The following is a 16,615-nucleotide window of genomic DNA, read 5'->3' on the forward strand; positions in this document are numbered from 1 at the left end:
AATAGAAAATTAAGGGCGTTTACCACAATGGCGACAATAAATATGACTACTGTGCTGATTGAGTTGGGTTTTAATCGCTTTATTGGCCTCAAGTTTACTTAGTCCTAATTTGTAGCGTAGATCTTCTAAGTGTTCGTGTTGGGCTTGGTTAAGTGTGCCATCTTGAATTTGTTCATGCACTGCATCCTCAAAGAATTGGCGGCGTTTACGTATTTGTTCTGAAAAACTAGACGCCAGTAAACCGGTAGGTATCGCAACCATTCCCATGCTAAGTAGTGTTATAACACCGCCGAAAAACTTACCCAATGGCGTTATAGGTACTACATCGCCATAACCAACGGTTGTTAATGTTGCCATTGCCCACCACATAGCCGCAGGAATAGAGCCAAATTTATCGGGCTGTATGTCGTGCTCAATTAAGTAAATTCCGCATGAAGCTAAAATAAGCACGACGGCCATAATAAAAAAAGCAGCCATTAATGAACTACCTTCATCGTTAAAGGCTTTTAAAAGTAGTTGCATAGCGCGTGAATAACGAGAGAGCTTAAATACTCTTAATAATCGCAGTACGCGTAAAAAACGTAAATCGAGCGGGAACAAAAACATCATTAAGCTAGGTAGAATCGCGATTAAGTCGATTAACGCCATTGGAGATAAGAAGTAATGTAATCTACGTTTAGCGTTAGAGCCTTCAATAGCAGTATACTGTATTTTATCCACGCAGGCCCAAAGTCTTGCTAGGTATTCAACAGCAAAAATAGCGACAGAGACAATTTCTAAAACTAAAAATTCGTCATAATATTCAAGCGCTACACTGGGAATAGACTCAATAACAATGGCTATAACGTTAGCCATAATTAAGCTAATAAGCATAATATCCAAAATATGCCCAGCACGGTGATACTCTCCTGTGCCTTCAAATAGGCAAGCCATTTTTTTTCTTAAAGTTTGCGGATTATTCATTATTAAGTTTAAGCACCATATTAATACTGCCTTCTTCAAAGTCGCGACTAATTTTAAAACCCAACTTTCTGGCAAGTTCAATCATGCCGGTGTTCTCTGGCAGTGTTATACCTTCAACCGACTCCACACCTTGGCGTTTGCAGTGGCTAATTGCTGCGCTCATTAGTATGCGACCAAGTCCCAAGCCTTGGCAGTCTGATCGCACTACAATGGCAAACTCAGCATGTAAGTTATCGGGGTCCATAATAACGCGAGACACACCCAGTGTTCGAGTTTTACCTTCAAAGCGTTGGCAAACAATAAATGCCATTTCTCGGTCATAATCAATTTGCGTCATTTTAGCGAGCTGGTCGTGGTTAAACTGTGGTAGCTCGCCAAAAAAGCGTTTGTATCTGTCTTCTTTGTTAAGCGATTCGTCAAATGCTTTATGAGCTTGCTCATCTTCTGGCTTTATCGGTCTGAGTGTAGCTTTGGTGTTGTTTTTAAGGGTTACTACTTCAACAAGTTCAATAGGGTAGGGACGAATAGATAAACGCTTACGATTGCTCTGAGTTTGATAGCGGTTAAGTGTCATGGTGGCATCGAGTACTAAAAACTGTCCGTTGCTGGCAAGGATAGGGTTTAGTTCCATAGAGCTTATATCAGGCTGATCAATCACTAGCTGAGAAATACGCGTTAGCAGTGCACACAAGCGATACTTATCAACCTTTTCGGGTAATATGCGCTCTTTTAATACGCCTTTATCGTGCGCTGCTGCAATTAAATACTTTGCTAAGTTCATATTCAGTGGAGGTAGCGCAACGGCGGCTTGCGCATATTCAAGGCCGGTGCCTGCTTCACCTAATAATATAACCGGGCCAAAGTTGGGCTCTGTTTTAATCGCAATTCGCAGCTCATTTGCGCCTGCTCGTGGCGCCATTTTTTGCAATGAGAACCCTTCAATAACAGCATCTGGGTAAGTGTTTTTAATACGAATGAGCATTGCAAAAGCGGTTTGCTCAACCTCGTTAGCATCATTTAGGTTAAGTACTACACCACCTACTTCAGATTTTGAGGCAATACTTGGGCTAATGAGCTTTAACGCTACGGGGAAACCAAGTTCTATGGCTTGCTCTTTGGCTTCTGTTGGGGTGTAAGCGACCTCAGTTTGAATGCATTTAATACCATAATGGCTTAATACTTGGCTTGCCTGATGAGTCGGTAAGTAGCTTTGCCCGTCATCTATAAATTCATTAATAAGTGTTTTAGCAGCCACTTTATTTATTTTTGCGTCATCAGTGTTCGATTCAGGCGTTTGCGTTAAATGCTTTTGGTTACGGCGATACGTCACCAAGTGCATAAATGCGCCAACGGCTCCCTCGGGTGTTCTATAAGTAGGTATTGCGTTGTTAGAACACACTTTTCTGGCGGCGTAAGATGCATCTTCACCCATAAAGTTAGTTATAACGTAAGGGCGTGCCATTTTGGGTAATTTTTGCAAAGTTTCTACAATAATATTGGCGTAGTCTTCGCTGGGTGCAAGTGCAGACGGTGTGTGGATAATCAGTAAGTTTTTAACTTCTTTCGCATGAAGTAAAATCTCTAATGCTTGCTTGTAACGCCCAGGTGCTGAGTCGCCAAAAATATCCACAGGGTTTGAGGTGGTTTCTGATTGCGGAATTACTTTATTTAGCGCATTTCGGGTTTCAATGCTTAGTTCTGCTAATTTACCGGAGCTTTGAATTAGCTCATCAACGGCCATAACACCCGGGCCGCCACCATTAGTTAAAATAGTCAGTTGCTCTACTTTTAATAATTTGGGGTGCATGGCGAGTGTTTGTGTTGCTGCAAACAGTTCACGTAAGTCATTTACGCGCAGCATACCCGCGCGTTGAAATAACGCATCGTAAACAGCATCAGAGCTTTGCTTTCCGCCGGTGTGAATTTCGGCAGCGAGTGCGCCAGCACTTGTTTTACCTGTTTTAATCGCAATTACAGGCTTACTAAAAGCCGCAGCTCTAGCTGCTGATATAAATCCACGAATATCTTCAATGTTATCAATGTAGAGTAAAATAGCTTTGGTTTTAGCATCGCGACCTAAAAAGTCGAGTAGTTCATTAAAGTTTATATCAAGGCAATCACCCACTGATACAAAATATGAAAAGCCAATTTCTTTGTTTTTAGCCCAATCTAGAATGGTTGAACATACTGCTGCTGATTGCGATACAAATGCAATCTTACCAGGGCTTGCCACGGTATGTGAAAAGCTCGCATTTAAACCAATATGAGGAATTAGTAAGCCCAAACAATTCGGCCCAAGTAAAGTAACCTGCTTGGCTTGAGCGCAGGCTTTAAGCGCACTTTTTTGCTCCCCAGAAAGTCCATCGGCAATAACAATAGCTGTTTTACAGCCAAGTTCTCCAAGCTGCTCAATAATATCAATTAAGGTGTTTTTGTTAGTACAAATAACAGCAAGATCGGGTACTTTTGGCAAATCAGCAATAGAGGGGTAAGCAAGTACCCCGTGAACGGCTGTGTGGTTTGGAGTAACAGGCATTATTGGGCCTTTAAAGCCACCCTGAAGTAAGTTGCGCATAACCACAAAACCAGCACGCGTTGATATATTCGAGGCACCAATAACGGCCACTGAGCTTGGATTAAAAAACTGGGTAATGCGCTTAAGGCTCATGGTTTTTCCTAGGCTGATTAAATTTTGCGTTATTTATAGTCTCAATGTACCCTGTTTACTGTGTTATTTCGAGCGTCTAGATGCTTATTATTGATATCAATCAAGGAGATTATCGTGAATAAAACATCCGGTTTTTACATTGTTATTGCGGCTATTTGTTTAAGTATAGGCTTAATTAGCTTAGGGTTTATTTTAAAGAGCACAGCTCTTAGCGTAAAAGAGATGGAACGTACTGTGCAAGTTAAGGGATTGGCCGAGCGAGAAGTCATTGCCGACACAGTAATTTGGCCTCTGCAATTTAGTGATGCCGATAATAACCTTGAAAAATTAGTAAGCAGAGTTGAGAAAAAAAATGATGCTGTTACTGCTTTTTTAAAACTGCATGGTTTTGACGACGATGAAATAACAATAGGTAGCCAGTCCGTTATTGATAAGCAAGCACGCGAATACAGTAATGAAAATCAGCAATTTAGATACATAGTGCGCTCAAATATTATAGTTTATTCAGATGCGCCAGATAAAGTACAAAACGCGCTGAGCAAAGTAAGCCAGCTTGCTAAACAAGATATCGCGATAGTGCAGGACAGCTACGAAACAAAAGTTGAATACATTTTTACAGGCCTCAATGATGTAAAGCCTGCGATGGTGCAAGAAGCAACTGAAAAAGCGCGAGAGGTCGCTAATAAATTTGCCAAAGATTCTAATTCAAAATTAGGCAAAATAAAAACCGCTCGCCAAGGGCAATTTAGTATTAGTAATCGAGATTCAAACACACCACAAATAAAAAACATAAGAGTGGTGACCAGCGTTGAATATTATTTAAATGACTAGGGCCTGTTGACCTTTCAGGATTAAAATTTGTTCAATCTAGGGGCAATTTAATCGCGGCGTGAGGTTTGTAACCTAGCGGGCTAAGTAAAAACCGAGCAACAAAGAGTAAATTGCCCCTAGGCAGAACCCTTCGGGCAGCGCATGTTTGGCATTTATTCCACGTTATCGCCTATTTATGGGGAAAAACCACACTGCATAGGCTCTGCCTTGCGTAAATACCAAACAGTCTGTTGCAAATTTAACCTCAAAAGATAAACAGGCCCTAGGAAATAATATGTCAGAGTCTAAATATGGTCAGTTTGTACTGGCTCCCCGTTCGTACTTTTTTACTGCTATAGCGAGCGTGGTATTTGCGTTTATAGGCTTCAGTTATAATGCATGGCGAATGGAAGCAAGTGAAGAGAACAACAATACACGTATTGCTAGCTTTCAAATATTACAAGAACTAGCCGAGCTTGAGCTTATAGTATTTGCAGCGCATTACGATAATAACAAAATAGATGGTAGCCCTAGAAAAGGCTGGGTTAAAGTTAACTTAATTCACGACTTAAGCTACTTAGCCGTTGATAAAGTACATTTAAAAACAAAAGACTTACAAAAGGTCTGGCAAACAAATTGGCCAAATATGGTTGAGCACGAAAGTGCTGCGCAATCCATTACACACGCTATAGATAGTGTGCGTATAGAAGTAGTGGGTGAGTTAAAGCGCCTTGATTAGGTGCACAACTTGCGCCGTTGATCGTTGCAAGTAAGCAGCGCTTAGTAAAATCGTGGTTTCGTTAAGTTTTTGTCCTTTTAATACGTTAATAAGCTGCTGTTTTGCATTCGGATTTTGTTTTTGTTCTATTTCCATAAGAGCTAATAACGCTGAGAATTCATGCTTAACTGGTGTGTTAGGTTTATCAGCGTAAGCAATATAGCTGGCAACCGGTGTTAACCCTTGTTGATTTGGCTGCGCAAGCGCTTTAACTAAGTCATCATTTGATTCAAACAACATTAAAGAGCGCACATAGTTAAATGGCAGCTTTGTAGCATCAGCATGTTTAAACACATTGTGCAGTACGTTATTTCCTTGGGTATCTTGTGCTAAAAAGCCTTTATTAAGTTTGAGCGCAGGGGTAAAAAAGCTTAACGCATCAATACTGGTGAGTTGGTTAATAAAAGGAGACGGTGGTGTGTTAGTGGTAAAAATACGCTTGGCAACATTTTGCATAAAATCGTACTTAATGCTTAACCGCTCAGCGCTTTGAAATAAATGGTTAAGTTGCAAAGTTTGCTGGGCAGGACTTAACTGCTTAAAGTCGTTATTGAGCTCATTTAATTGCTGCTTTGAAATACGCGCATTAAGTAGTTGTATGCTTAAATCCATTATTATTTCCAAAATCTTTTTTGCTACTATAAAACAAAAAAGGTCGCAGATGCGACCTTTCATATTTAAACAATTGCTTTAAATTGATATTAAGCTTTTTTGCTTGCTACCCATTCGTTAACAAAGTTTTCTAGCACGTTAAGTGGTACTGGACCATTTTTAAGCACTACGTCGTGGAACTGGCGAATATCAAACTTATCACCAAGTTGCTTTTTAGCGTCTTCACGAAGTTCTAGAATCTTAAGCATACCCACTTTATAAGCCGTTGCTTGTGAAGGCATTACAATGTGACGCTCAACCATTTTAACACCGTCAGATGTTGCATTAGGCGTGTTATTTACGTAGTAATCAATACCTTCTTGGCGAGTCCACTTCATTGCGTGAATACCTGTATCAACCACTAAGCGACATGCGCGCCATAATTCCATTGAAAGGCGACCAAAATCTGAATAAGGGTCTGAGTACATGCCCATTTCTTTTGGAATGAACTCTGAGTATAAACCCCAGCCTTCAATATACGCTGTATAGCCACCAAATTTACGGAACTTAGGAATACCTTCTAGTTCTTGTGAAATAGCTATTTGCATATGGTGGCCCGGAATACCTTCGTGGTAAGCCAGTGCTTCCATTTGATACGTTGGCATTGCTTCCATATCGTAAAGATTAGCGTAGTAAACACCTGGGCGAGAGCCGTCTGGAGCAGGCTGTTGGTAAAATGCTTTACCTGCCGCTTTTTCACGGAATGCTTCAACTGCTTTTACTTTTAAACCGGCTTTTGGTTTAACAATAAATAGCTCATCTAAACGCGTTTTCATTGTATCAATAAGGCCCGTTGCTTCATCTAGGTAGCGTTGCTTACCTTGTGCATCATTAGGGTAGTAAAATTGCTTGTCAGTTTTCATAAACTGCATAAACGCTTTTAAATCGCCTTTAAAGCCCACTTTATCTTTAATTTCACGCATTTCATCATGAATACGTGTCACTTCAGATAGGCCAATTGCATGAATTTCTTTAGCCGTTAAATCGGTTGTTGTAGTGCGCTTAAGTGCGTTGTTATAAAACGCCTCACCGTCAGGTAGCTTCCATGCGCCATCACGATCATCTGCACGTTTTTCAAGCTGTGCTAGGTAATTAATTAGCTTAGAGTAAGATGGTTTAACAGCCGACTTTAATGCATCAGATGCATCGCTGATTAACGAGTCTTTTTCATCTTGGCTAATTTCAAGCGCTGTTACTTTACGTTTAAAGTCGGCAAGTAATGTAGAGTCATCACCTTTATCAAATGGTGCGCCGTGAATAATATTTTTGCTTGAATCAATAACATGTGGGAACACAAATTTAGGGGCAATAATGCCTTTTTCTGCACGTACAGTTAAATCGGTAATTAGTTGATCAATAACACCAGTTACACCATTTAAACGTGAGATGTAGTCTTTAGCTTCTTTTACATTACTAATTGAGTGCTGATTAATTAAAAATGCAGGGATCATAGAATGCGTACCAAACATTTGGTTCACAGGGTAGTTGTGGTAACGCCATTTAAAGTCAGCAATCGAACTCTCAAGATCTTGTTTTTTTAAGTCGTAGCTTACTTTAGTTGCGTCATCTAATAAGTCACGGTTAATGGCTTTTAGTGTAACTAAGTCTGCTTTTGTTTGTGCTAAATCTTTAAGCTGTCTCTCTTCGCTGCCATCGTCCCACTTATCGTAATCTTGCTTAATACCCATGTATGTTTGATATACAGGGCTGCTCATTACGTCGCGGTTAAATGTATCTTCAAAAAAAGCATTCGCTTTGTCTATTTCACTTTGTTGTGATTGAACTGCTTGTGCAATAGGAGCTGAAGTCGCTTGTTGTGTTGTTTGCTGGCAACCAGCAAGTAGTGCAACGCTTACTGCCGCTGCAATAAAAGTAAGTTTACGCATTGTTTTCCCTTTTGTTGTTAGAAACCCATTAGGGTATTTTATATTTATTTTTTTGCTTAATAGAACGTGTAGTATCAAGTACTACACGAACAATTCTAGCAGGTCATTTAAAAAGCGATGACCTTTTAAGCTTACTTGCCAATGGCTGTCTGTTTGAGTCAATAAACCTTTATTAATTGCTTGGTTTAATGCGCTTTGCTGACTTTGCAGTGGCAGTGTTGTTAGCTTATTAAAGTCGTTAATCGGGCAAGGCTCAACAAGGCGAAAGCGATTCATAAAAAATTCAAACGCTAAATCGTCTTGCTCTACATGCCAGCTTTTATACATATACGGTTTAATTAAATCCATATAGCCGCGTGGATGTTTAACCTTTTCGGTACGTGTAATAAGCCCTGTATTTGCATCAGTTACCTTACCATGCGCGCCGCAGCCAATACCGAGATAATCGCCAAAACGCCAATAATTTAAGTTATGTTGGCATTGATAACCTGGTTTTGCATAGCCCGATATTTCATATTGTATGTAACCTGCTTGAGCTAGTAACTCGACCCCTTGCTCTTGAATGTCCCACAGTGTTTCGTCTTGTGGCAAGGTAGGAGGTTTCGACGCAAATTGCGTGTTTGGCTCAATAGTCAGCTGATACCACGATATATGAGGAGGATCGAGCGCTATTATTTGTTTTAAATCACTCAGTGCATCATCAAGTGTTTGGCCTGGTAAGCCATGCATTAAATCAAGGTTAAAGCTGTTTAAACCGGCTTCTTTAGCTTGCTGAGCGGCATAATTAGCCTCGTCGCTGCCATGAATCCGACCAAGTGCTTTTAACTTGTCGTTTTGCATGCTTTGCACGCCAATAGAAATACGGTTAATACCTGCTTTTACGTAATCTTTAAAGCGACCTGTTTCTACCGTGCCAGGGTTGGCTTCAAGGGTAACTTCACAGTGCTCTTCAAGACCAATTAGGTTGTTGACTTCATTTAGTAAACGAGTATAAGCCGCGCCCGTTAATAAACTAGGAGTACCGCCACCAATAAAAATACTGTGAATTTTACGCCCTTGCACTAAGTGCAAATCTGCTTTTAAATCATCAATTAAATGCTGAACATATTCAGCTTCAGGTATTTCACCTTTTTGTCCGTGGCTATTAAAATCGCAGTACGGGCATTTTTGCACGCACCAAGGCACGTGTACATATAAGCTCAGTGGTGGAAGGTTCACAGGCCGCCTTTTTGCTGTAGCTCTAGTAATAGTTTTTGTAGCGCTTGGCCGCGATGACTCACTGAATTTTTTTGCTCTTTTGTGAGCTCTGCACTGGTACAATTTTGCTCTGCTACAAAAAACACTGGGTCGTAACCAAAGCCACCGTTACCATTTTGAGTGAGCGTAATTTCGCCTTCCCAGCTTGCACTACAAATAAGAGGAGTGGGGTCATCTGCGTGGCGCATTAATACCAGTACACACCAAAAACGTGCACTACGAATAGGGTTATTACCCAAACCTACAAGTAACTTATCAATGTTATCTTGATCGCTGGCACCTGGGCCTGCAAAACGGGCTGAGTAAACACCGGGTGCACCATTTAGGCCATCAACTTCTAAACCTGAGTCATCGGCAATTGCAGGCATGCCAGTAATTTTAGCGGCATGACGTGCTTTAATAATGGCATTTTCAACAAAGGTAGTGCCGGTTTCGGCAACTTCACCTACGTTAAAATCGCTCTGTGGAACTACATTAATATTCAGAGGGCTTAGCATGTTAGCTAGCTCATTTACTTTGCCAGGGTTACCTGTAGCAAGTACTAAAGTTTTGGTCATGTTATTAATCTACGTAAAATTTTTGCTGAAACTGTAATTTTTGAAATTGATTGTTTTGTTGTATTTCAATCTCAAAGCGTAAAATCTCTTCATTGGTATAATCAACTTGGGCAAGGTAGTAAATTGAATCACCTTCTTTTACTTCTTTAAAAGTAAGCGTTTGTTTGTTGCCAAGTAGGTTTTTTGCTGTGCCTGTAAGTTTTGCTGTTTGGGCTGTGTTTTCGGCATCATTTTTTAATATAGAAATATTCACAATACCTTTGTATCCACTTCGCTCAAGACCATACGCTGTTGCTATTTTTGGCTGAATAAAAGTAGAAGGAAAAGCAATGTAATGCACTTGCCAAGGCCCAAGCTCTTTATACTGTGCGCCTTGCATTTCTTCACTTTGCGCGTTAAACGCAAATGCTAAACAAGCAATAAAACAAAACTTAATTAAACGGTTCATTATGTATTCCTCAAAACATATAAAAAAGAGGCCTTTGGGCCTCTTTTACTCAAAAATTAAGTGCTTAGACTAAAAAGTCCATAAGCAGCATTTGCAAAAACTGAATACCAATAATAAGCACTAAAACTGATAAATCTAAGCCACCCATTGATGGCAATATTTTACGAATTGGTTTTAGCATTGGTTCAGTCAGCTGGTGGAAAACCGCTTCAATAGGATTATAGCCTTGGCTAACCCAACTTAAAATAGCGCGAATAATAAGTACCCAAAATACTAAATTAAGACCTTCTTTTAGTACAGTTATTAGTGCTTGAATAAGTACTGGTTGTATTGCCCAGGCCTTATATACAAGAAGCATTAAAGTACTTATTTTGGCTACGGCCACTATAAATGCCAGCAACAGAGATGCTAAATCAAGCCCACCAAATCCAGGAATGATTTTACGCAGAGGCTTTACTGCAAACGAAGTGGCTTTAACCACAAACTGGCTCATTGGATTATAAAAGTCGGCTTTTGCCCACTGCAGCCAAAAGCGCAGTAATACCACCATTAAAAATAAGTTAAACAGGGTATCAATCAAAAAGTGCATGGCATTCATAGTGTAACCTTCAATAAAAAAGTGGTTTTAAAGTTCTTTTTCCATTTGCTCTGCACGTGCAATACACGCATCCATAGCATCGCCAACGGTTTTAGTTAAGCCTTCATCTTTTAAGTGCTCAACAGCTGCGTGAGTAGTACCGCCTTTAGATGTTACGTTTGAACGCAGTTGCGAAATACTAATATCAGGCTGGCTAAGTGCCATTTCGGCAGCGCCAAGTGCTGTTTGTTGTACCAGGCGACGAGCATCTTCATCGTTAAAGCCCAGTGCTTTAGCTTTTTCTTCTATTGCTTCCATAAATAAGAAAAAGTAAGCTGGAGATGAGCCCGTAACCGCAATAATATCGTTAATTTGCGATTCTTTTTCAACCCATACAACGATGCCAGTACATTCAAAAACTTGCTGTACAAATTCGTGCTCGCTTTGTGTTTCGCCAGCACCATATAAACCTGATACTCCGCGACCTAATAAAGACGGTGTATTTGGCATGCAACGTACCATTTTAACGTCTTGTCCTAGCATTTCACGCAAACGTTTTACAGTTAGGCCAGCAGCAACAGAAATAAACAGTTTGTCGCTAAAATCTACGCCTGACTCTTGAAACGATTTACATAAATCGCCCATCATTTGTGGTTTAACAGACAAAACAATTACATCAGCATCGCGCAGGGCTTCGTTATTGTCACTGGTGGTTTGCACCTTGAAATCGGCTGCTACCTTTGCAAGCTTTTCTTGGTTGCGGTTAGTCGCAATAATATTACTTGCGTTAAAACCGTTTTTTACCATGCCACCAATAATGGCGTAGCTCATATTACCTGTGCCTATAAATGCGATTTTTTTATCTGACATAAATCTGTTATCACCTTTTAAGTTCGTGTTCCAAAAATGTCTGTGCCGACTCTTACCATGGTTGAACCTGCACTAATGGCAGCTTCAACATCACCGCTCATACCCATCGACAAAGTATCTACTTGAGGATATTGGGTCTTTAGTTTATCAAAGCAAGTTTGTAATTGCTCAAAAGATTGAGTTTGAGCTAACGGATCGTCGCTTTTTGCGGGAATAGCCATTAAACCGCGAAGTGTTAAGTGCTCACATTGGTTAATAAACTCAGCAAGTTCAGAAATTTGCTCAACACTACAACCCGATTTGGCGTCTTCTTCGCTTATATTTACTTGAATAAGTATATTAAGAGGCGGTTTATCGTCTGGGCGCTGGGAATCTAATCGCTTCGCTATTTTTATGCGATCAATACTTTGTACCCAGTCAAAGTTAGCAGCCACTAATGCACTTTTATTTGATTGAATAGGGCCAATGAAATGCCAAATGATGTCGCTATATGACTGCAGTTGAGTTATTTTATCTATAGCGTCTTGAACATAAGATTCACCAAATTCGCGCTGGCCATGCTCATAAGCTGCAATAACATCTTTGCTTGGTTTAGTTTTAGACACTGCGAGTAGAGTGACTTCGTTAGTGTTTCGCTGTGCGTTTTTTGCCGCGTCTGCAATTCTAGCGTAGGCGGATGTGAGTCGTTCTGCTATTGTAACCATATATTTATCAGTTAGTTGTGGAGTCATAAATGGATATTACCGAATTATTAGCGTTTAGTGTGCAACACAAAGCATCCGATTTACATTTATCGTCGGGTGTTTCACCTATGATACGCGTAGACGGTGATGTTCGCCGCATTAATATACCAGCACTAGAAGACAAAGACGTAAACAGTCTGGTTTACGATATTATGAACGATAATCAACGCAAGGACTATGAACAAAATCTCGAAGTGGATTTTTCGTTTGAAGTACCTAATTTAGCACGTTTTCGTGTGAATGCGTTCAACTCTAATCGTGGGCCAGCTGCTGTATTTCGTACCATACCAAGTGAAGTGTTAACACTTGATGATTTAGGTGCGCCAGATATTTTTAAAACAATCTCTGATACCCCACGTGGACTCGTATTAGTGACAGGGCCTACAGGCTCAGGTAAATCAACAACACTTGCCGCTATGGTTGATTACATAAATCAAAATAAACATCACCATATTCTCACCATCGAAGATCCAATTGAGTTTGTTCACGATAATAAATTAAGCCTTATTAACCAACGAGAAGTACATCGCGATACTCATAGCTTCTCAAATGCGCTTCGTAGTGCACTGCGTGAAGACCCTGATGTAATACTTGTAGGTGAGTTACGTGATTTAGAAACAATTCGTCTTGCAATGACCGCAGCCGAAACCGGTCATTTAGTATTTGGTACGCTGCATACTACTTCTGCACCAAAAACCATTGACCGTATTATTGATGTATTCCCAGGTGAAGAAAAATCGATGGTGCGTTCAATGTTATCTGAATCTTTACGTGCTGTTATTTCGCAAACTTTACTTAAGAAAGTAGGAGGCGGGCGAGTTGCCGCACACGAAATTATGATTGCAGTACCCGCGATTCGTAACTTAATACGTGAAGATAAAGTTGCACAAATGTACTCGTCTATTCAAACCGGCGCGTCTGTAGGCATGCAAACAATGGATCAGTGCTTAACTAATTTAGTTAATCGCGGGATCATCACTACTGCCGCAGCGAAAGAAAAAGCACAAGACAAAACACAATTTGGTGGGTAAGAAATTATTATGGCTTTATCTTTAAACGACTTTTTACTCATCATGATTGAGAAAAAAGGATCTGACTTATTTGTATCGAGTCAGCTACCTGTAAGTGCAAAAATAAACGGCGAGCTAACAGCCCTCAGTGACGATAAGCTTACAGATGAGCAATCGCTTGAGTTAGTAGAATCGGCAATGAGCGAAAAGCAAAAAGCAGAGTTTCATGCAACAAAAGAATGTAACTTTGCGATTGCCACTGACGAAGGGCGTTTCCGTATTTCTGCTTTTTGGCAGCGCGATAAAGCAGGCATGGTTATTCGCCGTATTGTGACGCAAATACCTGATGTGAGTGAACTCGGGCTCCCCTCTATTCTTACCGATGTAATTATGTCTAAGCGTGGCCTTGTATTGTTTGTAGGTGGTACTGGTACTGGTAAATCAACTTCACTAGCTGCGCTTATTGGCTACAGAAACCGACATCAACGTGGTCATATACTGACGATTGAAGATCCGATTGAATTTGTTCATGAGCATCGTAAAAGTATAATTACTCAGCGCGAAGTAGGGCTTGATACCGAAAGCTTTGAGTCAGCACTTAAAAGCTCATTGCGCCAAGCACCAGATGTAATTTTGATTGGTGAAATTCGCTCTCAAGAAACCATGGAATATGCACTAAGCTTTGCCGAAACAGGCCATTTGTGTGTTGCTACACTGCATGCAAATAATGCTAACCAAGCAATAGATCGTATCATGCACTTAGTACCAAAAGAAAAACACGATAAACTTAAATATGACTTAGCACTTAACTTACGTGCCATTGTTGCTCAGCAATTAGTCCCTACTGCTGATGGCGAAAGCCGAGTTGCAGCTATTGAAATATTGCTTAACTCACCAATGGTTGCTGAACTGATTAAAAACGGTGATATTGGTGGTATTAAAGAGGCAATGGCTAAATCGAAAGAAATGGGCATGCAAACCTTTGACCAAGCGTTATTTGAGTTGTACAGACAACAACGAATCAATTACGCTGATGCACTGCACCATGCTGATTCACCAAATGATTTACGCTTAATGATTAAGCTGCGTAATAACGAACAACAAGGCGCGGGCTTTTTACAGGGCGTTACAATTGATGGCCTTGATGATAAAAATAGCGATCAATAAACTAAAGATTTCTTATGTAAATACTTAATATAAAAAAAGCGCCCATTGGCGCTTTTTGTTTATATAACGGGTTGTTTATATAGCAGGCTTATTCACCGTAACTAGACTCAAAAAAACTTTCTAAAATAATAACCGCAGACATATTATCTACGTTACCTTTGCCTAAGTTTTTATAGCCACCACTTTCGAAAAGTCGCGCTTTAGCATCCGCAGTCGTTAAACGCTCGTCTTGTGTTTGCACAGGAATGCCATAATGATTATGTAATCTGTTGGCAAACTTTTTTGCTTTAAAGGTAACCTCTTGTGACGTTCCATCCATATTTAGTGGTAAGCCAACAACCATTAAGTCAGGTTGCCATTCAGTCACTTGTACAGCAATATGCTCCCAATTAGGAATACCATCTTGTGCTTTTACAGCCTTGAGGCTAGATGCACTGCCTGTTAGTTCTTGCCCAATAGCAATCCCAATACTTTTGGTGCCAAAGTCAAAGCCCATTACAGTGCGTTCGCCTTGCGGCTTAAGCGATTTTTTTGTCATGTGTATCTTGTTTAAGTTTACTAAGGGTTAAGTTAGTATTATGCGTGACCCGCTTCAGGGCTGAGTTGGCTAATATCAAAGCCCAACATTGAAACTGCTTTTTCCCATCGCTTTTCAACGGGGGTATCAAAAATGATCTTCGGATCTGCTTCTATGATCAACCAGCTGTTATCAAGTAACTCTTGTTCGAGTTGCCCTTGCTCCCACCCTGAATAACCCAGTGTAATAATAAATTGATCAGGTGCTTGTGCAGTGGTTAAGTTTGCTAAAACGTCTTTTGAGGTAGTGATCATAATGTCACTACTAAGTTTTTGACTTGCTGAATAACCCGATTGAGGAGAGTGCAGTACAAAGCCACGGTCCGTTTTAACGGGCCCGCCTGCAAACACACTTACTTTTGCTGCATTTTGAGTTTTGTCGTTATCGATTTCTATTTTATCTAAAAGTTCGCCAACAGTAACATCAATAGGTTGGTTTATTACCAAGCCCATAGCCCCATCTTCGTTGTGCTCACAAATATAGGTAACAGCACGTTTAAAAAAAGGGTCTTGCATCGACGGCATCGCGATTAAAAAATGATTTTCTAATGATTGCATAGATTTCACCCTTTTTAGTTAATGAACTTTGAGTATGGCATAGTTATTTAAATAGACATAAAAAGCCCATTAATTGCATGAAATACATAAATTAATAGGCACTTTACTGTGGTAATTACTTACCTAATTTACGCTCAATAGCATCAAACAAAATACCTGTGATAGAAATATCATAAGCCGCTTCAATTTCGCGTACACACGTTGGTGCGGTTACGTTAATCTCAGTTAATTTATCGCCAATAATATCTAAACCTACAAATATTAAGCCTTTTTCTTTAAGCGTTGGTGCAACAGCTTGCGCTATTTTTAAATCTGACTCGCTAAGCGGACGCGCTTCGCCTTTACCGCCGACAGCTAAATTACCGCGTGTTTCACCATTTTGTGGAATACGTGCTAAACAATACGGTATCACTTCGCCATCAATAACCAATACGCGCTTATCGCCTTGTTTGATCTCTGGGATGTAATTTTGCACCATAGCAAAGCGACTGCCATGCTCAGTTAGTGTTTCACAAATCACACCAATGTTGGCATCGTCTTCTCTAAGGCGAAAAATAGATGCGCCACCCATACCATCAAGCGGTTTTAAAATAATGTCTTTATGCTCGGCTAAAAATTCACGAATTTGTTTTTGGCTGCGTGTAACCAATGTATCTGGCGTATGCTCGCTAAACCAAGCTGTAAATAGCTTTTCATTAGCATCGCGAAGGCTTTGTGGCTTGTTAATTATTAACGTACCTTCTTGCTCTGCACGCTCTAAAATATACGTCGCGTAAATGTATTCAGTATCAAATGGAGGATCTTTACGCATTAAAATTACATCAAGGTCGGCAAGGGCTATAGTGGCTTTTTCTTCAAGCTCGTACCATTTTTCTGCATTGTTGAATACTTGCGCTTTAGACGCTGTAGCGTACGACTTACCTTTACGAAGTGATAAATCATCCATCTCCATATAATAAATTTCGTAGCCGCGTTCTTGCGCTTGCATCATCATTGCAAAACCGGTGTCTTTTTTGATGTTAAATCCACTAATAGGATCAGAAATAATACCTAACTTAATTGCCATGCGCTGTGCCTTACTATAAATGTTACTGTT

At 40.2% G+C, this 16,615-nt stretch carries 17 protein-coding genes; 4 read left to right on the top strand and 13 right to left on the bottom strand.

The features are described from left to right. Positions 1-9: 9 nt before the first annotated feature. Both GQR55_RS05095 and GQR55_RS05100 read right to left on the bottom strand, forming a co-directional pair. Positions 10-963, bottom strand: coding sequence for an ion transporter (locus GQR55_RS05095; RefSeq protein WP_166419698.1), 954 nt, complete (start codon positions 961-963; stop codon positions 10-12). Beyond that, on the bottom strand, positions 956-3,631 hold the full coding sequence (locus GQR55_RS05100) for a bifunctional acetate--CoA ligase family protein/GNAT family N-acetyltransferase (protein ID WP_166419699.1): 2,676 nt from the start codon (positions 3,629-3,631) through the stop codon (positions 956-958). The genes GQR55_RS05095 and GQR55_RS05100 overlap by 8 nt, the downstream gene beginning before the upstream one ends. Positions 3,632-3,745: 114 nt before the next feature. Between GQR55_RS05100 and GQR55_RS05105 the strand changes: the two genes are divergently transcribed. Both GQR55_RS05105 and GQR55_RS05110 read left to right on the top strand, forming a co-directional pair. Beyond that, complete coding sequence (locus GQR55_RS05105) at positions 3,746-4,462, top strand: SIMPL domain-containing protein (RefSeq protein WP_166419700.1); 717 nt, start codon at positions 3,746-3,748, stop codon at positions 4,460-4,462. Positions 4,463-4,736: 274 nt separating this feature from the next. Next, complete coding sequence (locus GQR55_RS05110) at positions 4,737-5,180, top strand: hypothetical protein (RefSeq protein ID WP_166419701.1); 444 nt, start codon at positions 4,737-4,739, stop codon at positions 5,178-5,180. On the opposite strand, the gene GQR55_RS05115 is transcribed toward GQR55_RS05110, so the two are convergent. The 8 genes from GQR55_RS05115 to GQR55_RS05150 form a co-directional block, all read right to left on the bottom strand. Continuing rightward, entirely contained in the window at positions 5,163-5,831 is a 669-nt protein-coding gene (locus GQR55_RS05115) for a hypothetical protein (RefSeq protein ID WP_166419702.1), read from the bottom strand. The genes GQR55_RS05110 and GQR55_RS05115 overlap by 18 nt on opposite strands. 89 nt (positions 5,832-5,920) lie before the next feature. Then, on the bottom strand, positions 5,921-7,756 hold the full coding sequence (locus GQR55_RS05120) for a DUF885 domain-containing protein (RefSeq protein ID WP_166419703.1): 1,836 nt from the start codon (positions 7,754-7,756) through the stop codon (positions 5,921-5,923). An 81-nt stretch (positions 7,757-7,837) separates the two neighbouring features. Continuing rightward, positions 7,838-8,974: a radical SAM family heme chaperone HemW gene (gene hemW / locus GQR55_RS05125; protein WP_166419704.1), complete on the bottom strand. Its 1,137-nt coding sequence runs from the start codon at positions 8,972-8,974 to the stop codon at positions 7,838-7,840. Further along, positions 8,971-9,570 carry an RdgB/HAM1 family non-canonical purine NTP pyrophosphatase gene (rdgB, locus tag GQR55_RS05130; RefSeq protein ID WP_166419705.1) on the bottom strand — a complete coding sequence of 200 codons (600 nt, stop codon included), beginning with the start codon at positions 9,568-9,570 and terminating at the stop codon, positions 8,971-8,973. Before rdgB ends, hemW begins: the two co-directional genes overlap by 4 nt. A 4-nt stretch (positions 9,571-9,574) precedes the next feature. Beyond that, a complete protein-coding gene (locus tag GQR55_RS05135) occupies positions 9,575-10,018 on the bottom strand; it encodes a DUF4426 domain-containing protein (protein ID WP_166419706.1) in 444 nt (147 codons plus the stop codon). Positions 10,019-10,082: 64 nt separating this feature from the next. After that, positions 10,083-10,616: a YggT family protein gene (locus GQR55_RS05140; RefSeq protein ID WP_166419707.1), complete on the bottom strand. Its 534-nt coding sequence runs from the start codon at positions 10,614-10,616 to the stop codon at positions 10,083-10,085. A 27-nt stretch (positions 10,617-10,643) separates the two neighbouring features. Next, a complete protein-coding gene (gene proC, locus GQR55_RS05145; RefSeq protein ID WP_166419708.1) occupies positions 10,644-11,465 on the bottom strand; it encodes a pyrroline-5-carboxylate reductase in 822 nt (273 codons plus the stop codon). A gap of 17 nt (positions 11,466-11,482) precedes the next feature. After that, a complete protein-coding gene (locus GQR55_RS05150; RefSeq protein ID WP_166419709.1) occupies positions 11,483-12,196 on the bottom strand; it encodes a YggS family pyridoxal phosphate-dependent enzyme in 714 nt (237 codons plus the stop codon). 2 nt (positions 12,197-12,198) lie between these two features. Here GQR55_RS05150 and GQR55_RS05155 point away from each other — a divergent pair, with 2 nt between their 5' ends. Further along, positions 12,199-13,239 carry a type IV pilus twitching motility protein PilT gene (locus GQR55_RS05155; RefSeq protein WP_166419710.1) on the top strand — a complete coding sequence of 347 codons (1,041 nt, stop codon included), beginning with the start codon at positions 12,199-12,201 and terminating at the stop codon, positions 13,237-13,239. Positions 13,240-13,248: 9 nt separating this feature from the next. Next, positions 13,249-14,385, top strand: coding sequence for a PilT/PilU family type 4a pilus ATPase (locus tag GQR55_RS05160; RefSeq protein WP_166419711.1), 1,137 nt, complete (start codon positions 13,249-13,251; stop codon positions 14,383-14,385). An 88-nt stretch (positions 14,386-14,473) separates the two neighbouring features. Here the strand turns inward: GQR55_RS05160 and ruvX are convergent, their stop codons facing one another. The 3 genes from ruvX to gshB form a co-directional block, all read right to left on the bottom strand. After that, positions 14,474-14,923 carry a Holliday junction resolvase RuvX gene (gene ruvX, locus GQR55_RS05165; RefSeq protein WP_149593912.1) on the bottom strand — a complete coding sequence of 150 codons (450 nt, stop codon included), beginning with the start codon at positions 14,921-14,923 and terminating at the stop codon, positions 14,474-14,476. A 38-nt stretch (positions 14,924-14,961) separates the two neighbouring features. Continuing rightward, on the bottom strand, positions 14,962-15,519 hold the full coding sequence (locus GQR55_RS05170; protein WP_166419712.1) for a YqgE/AlgH family protein: 558 nt from the start codon (positions 15,517-15,519) through the stop codon (positions 14,962-14,964). Positions 15,520-15,634: 115 nt separating this feature from the next. After that, the gene (gene gshB, locus GQR55_RS05175) at positions 15,635-16,585 is read right to left on the bottom strand and encodes a glutathione synthase (protein WP_166419713.1); all 951 of its coding nucleotides are present in this window, start codon (positions 16,583-16,585) and stop codon (positions 15,635-15,637) included. Positions 16,586-16,615 lie beyond the last annotated feature (30 nt).

This window comes from Pseudoalteromonas sp. Z1A8, assembly GCF_011378855.1.
In the GTDB taxonomy this organism is placed as follows: domain Bacteria; phylum Pseudomonadota; class Gammaproteobacteria; order Enterobacterales; family Alteromonadaceae; genus Pseudoalteromonas.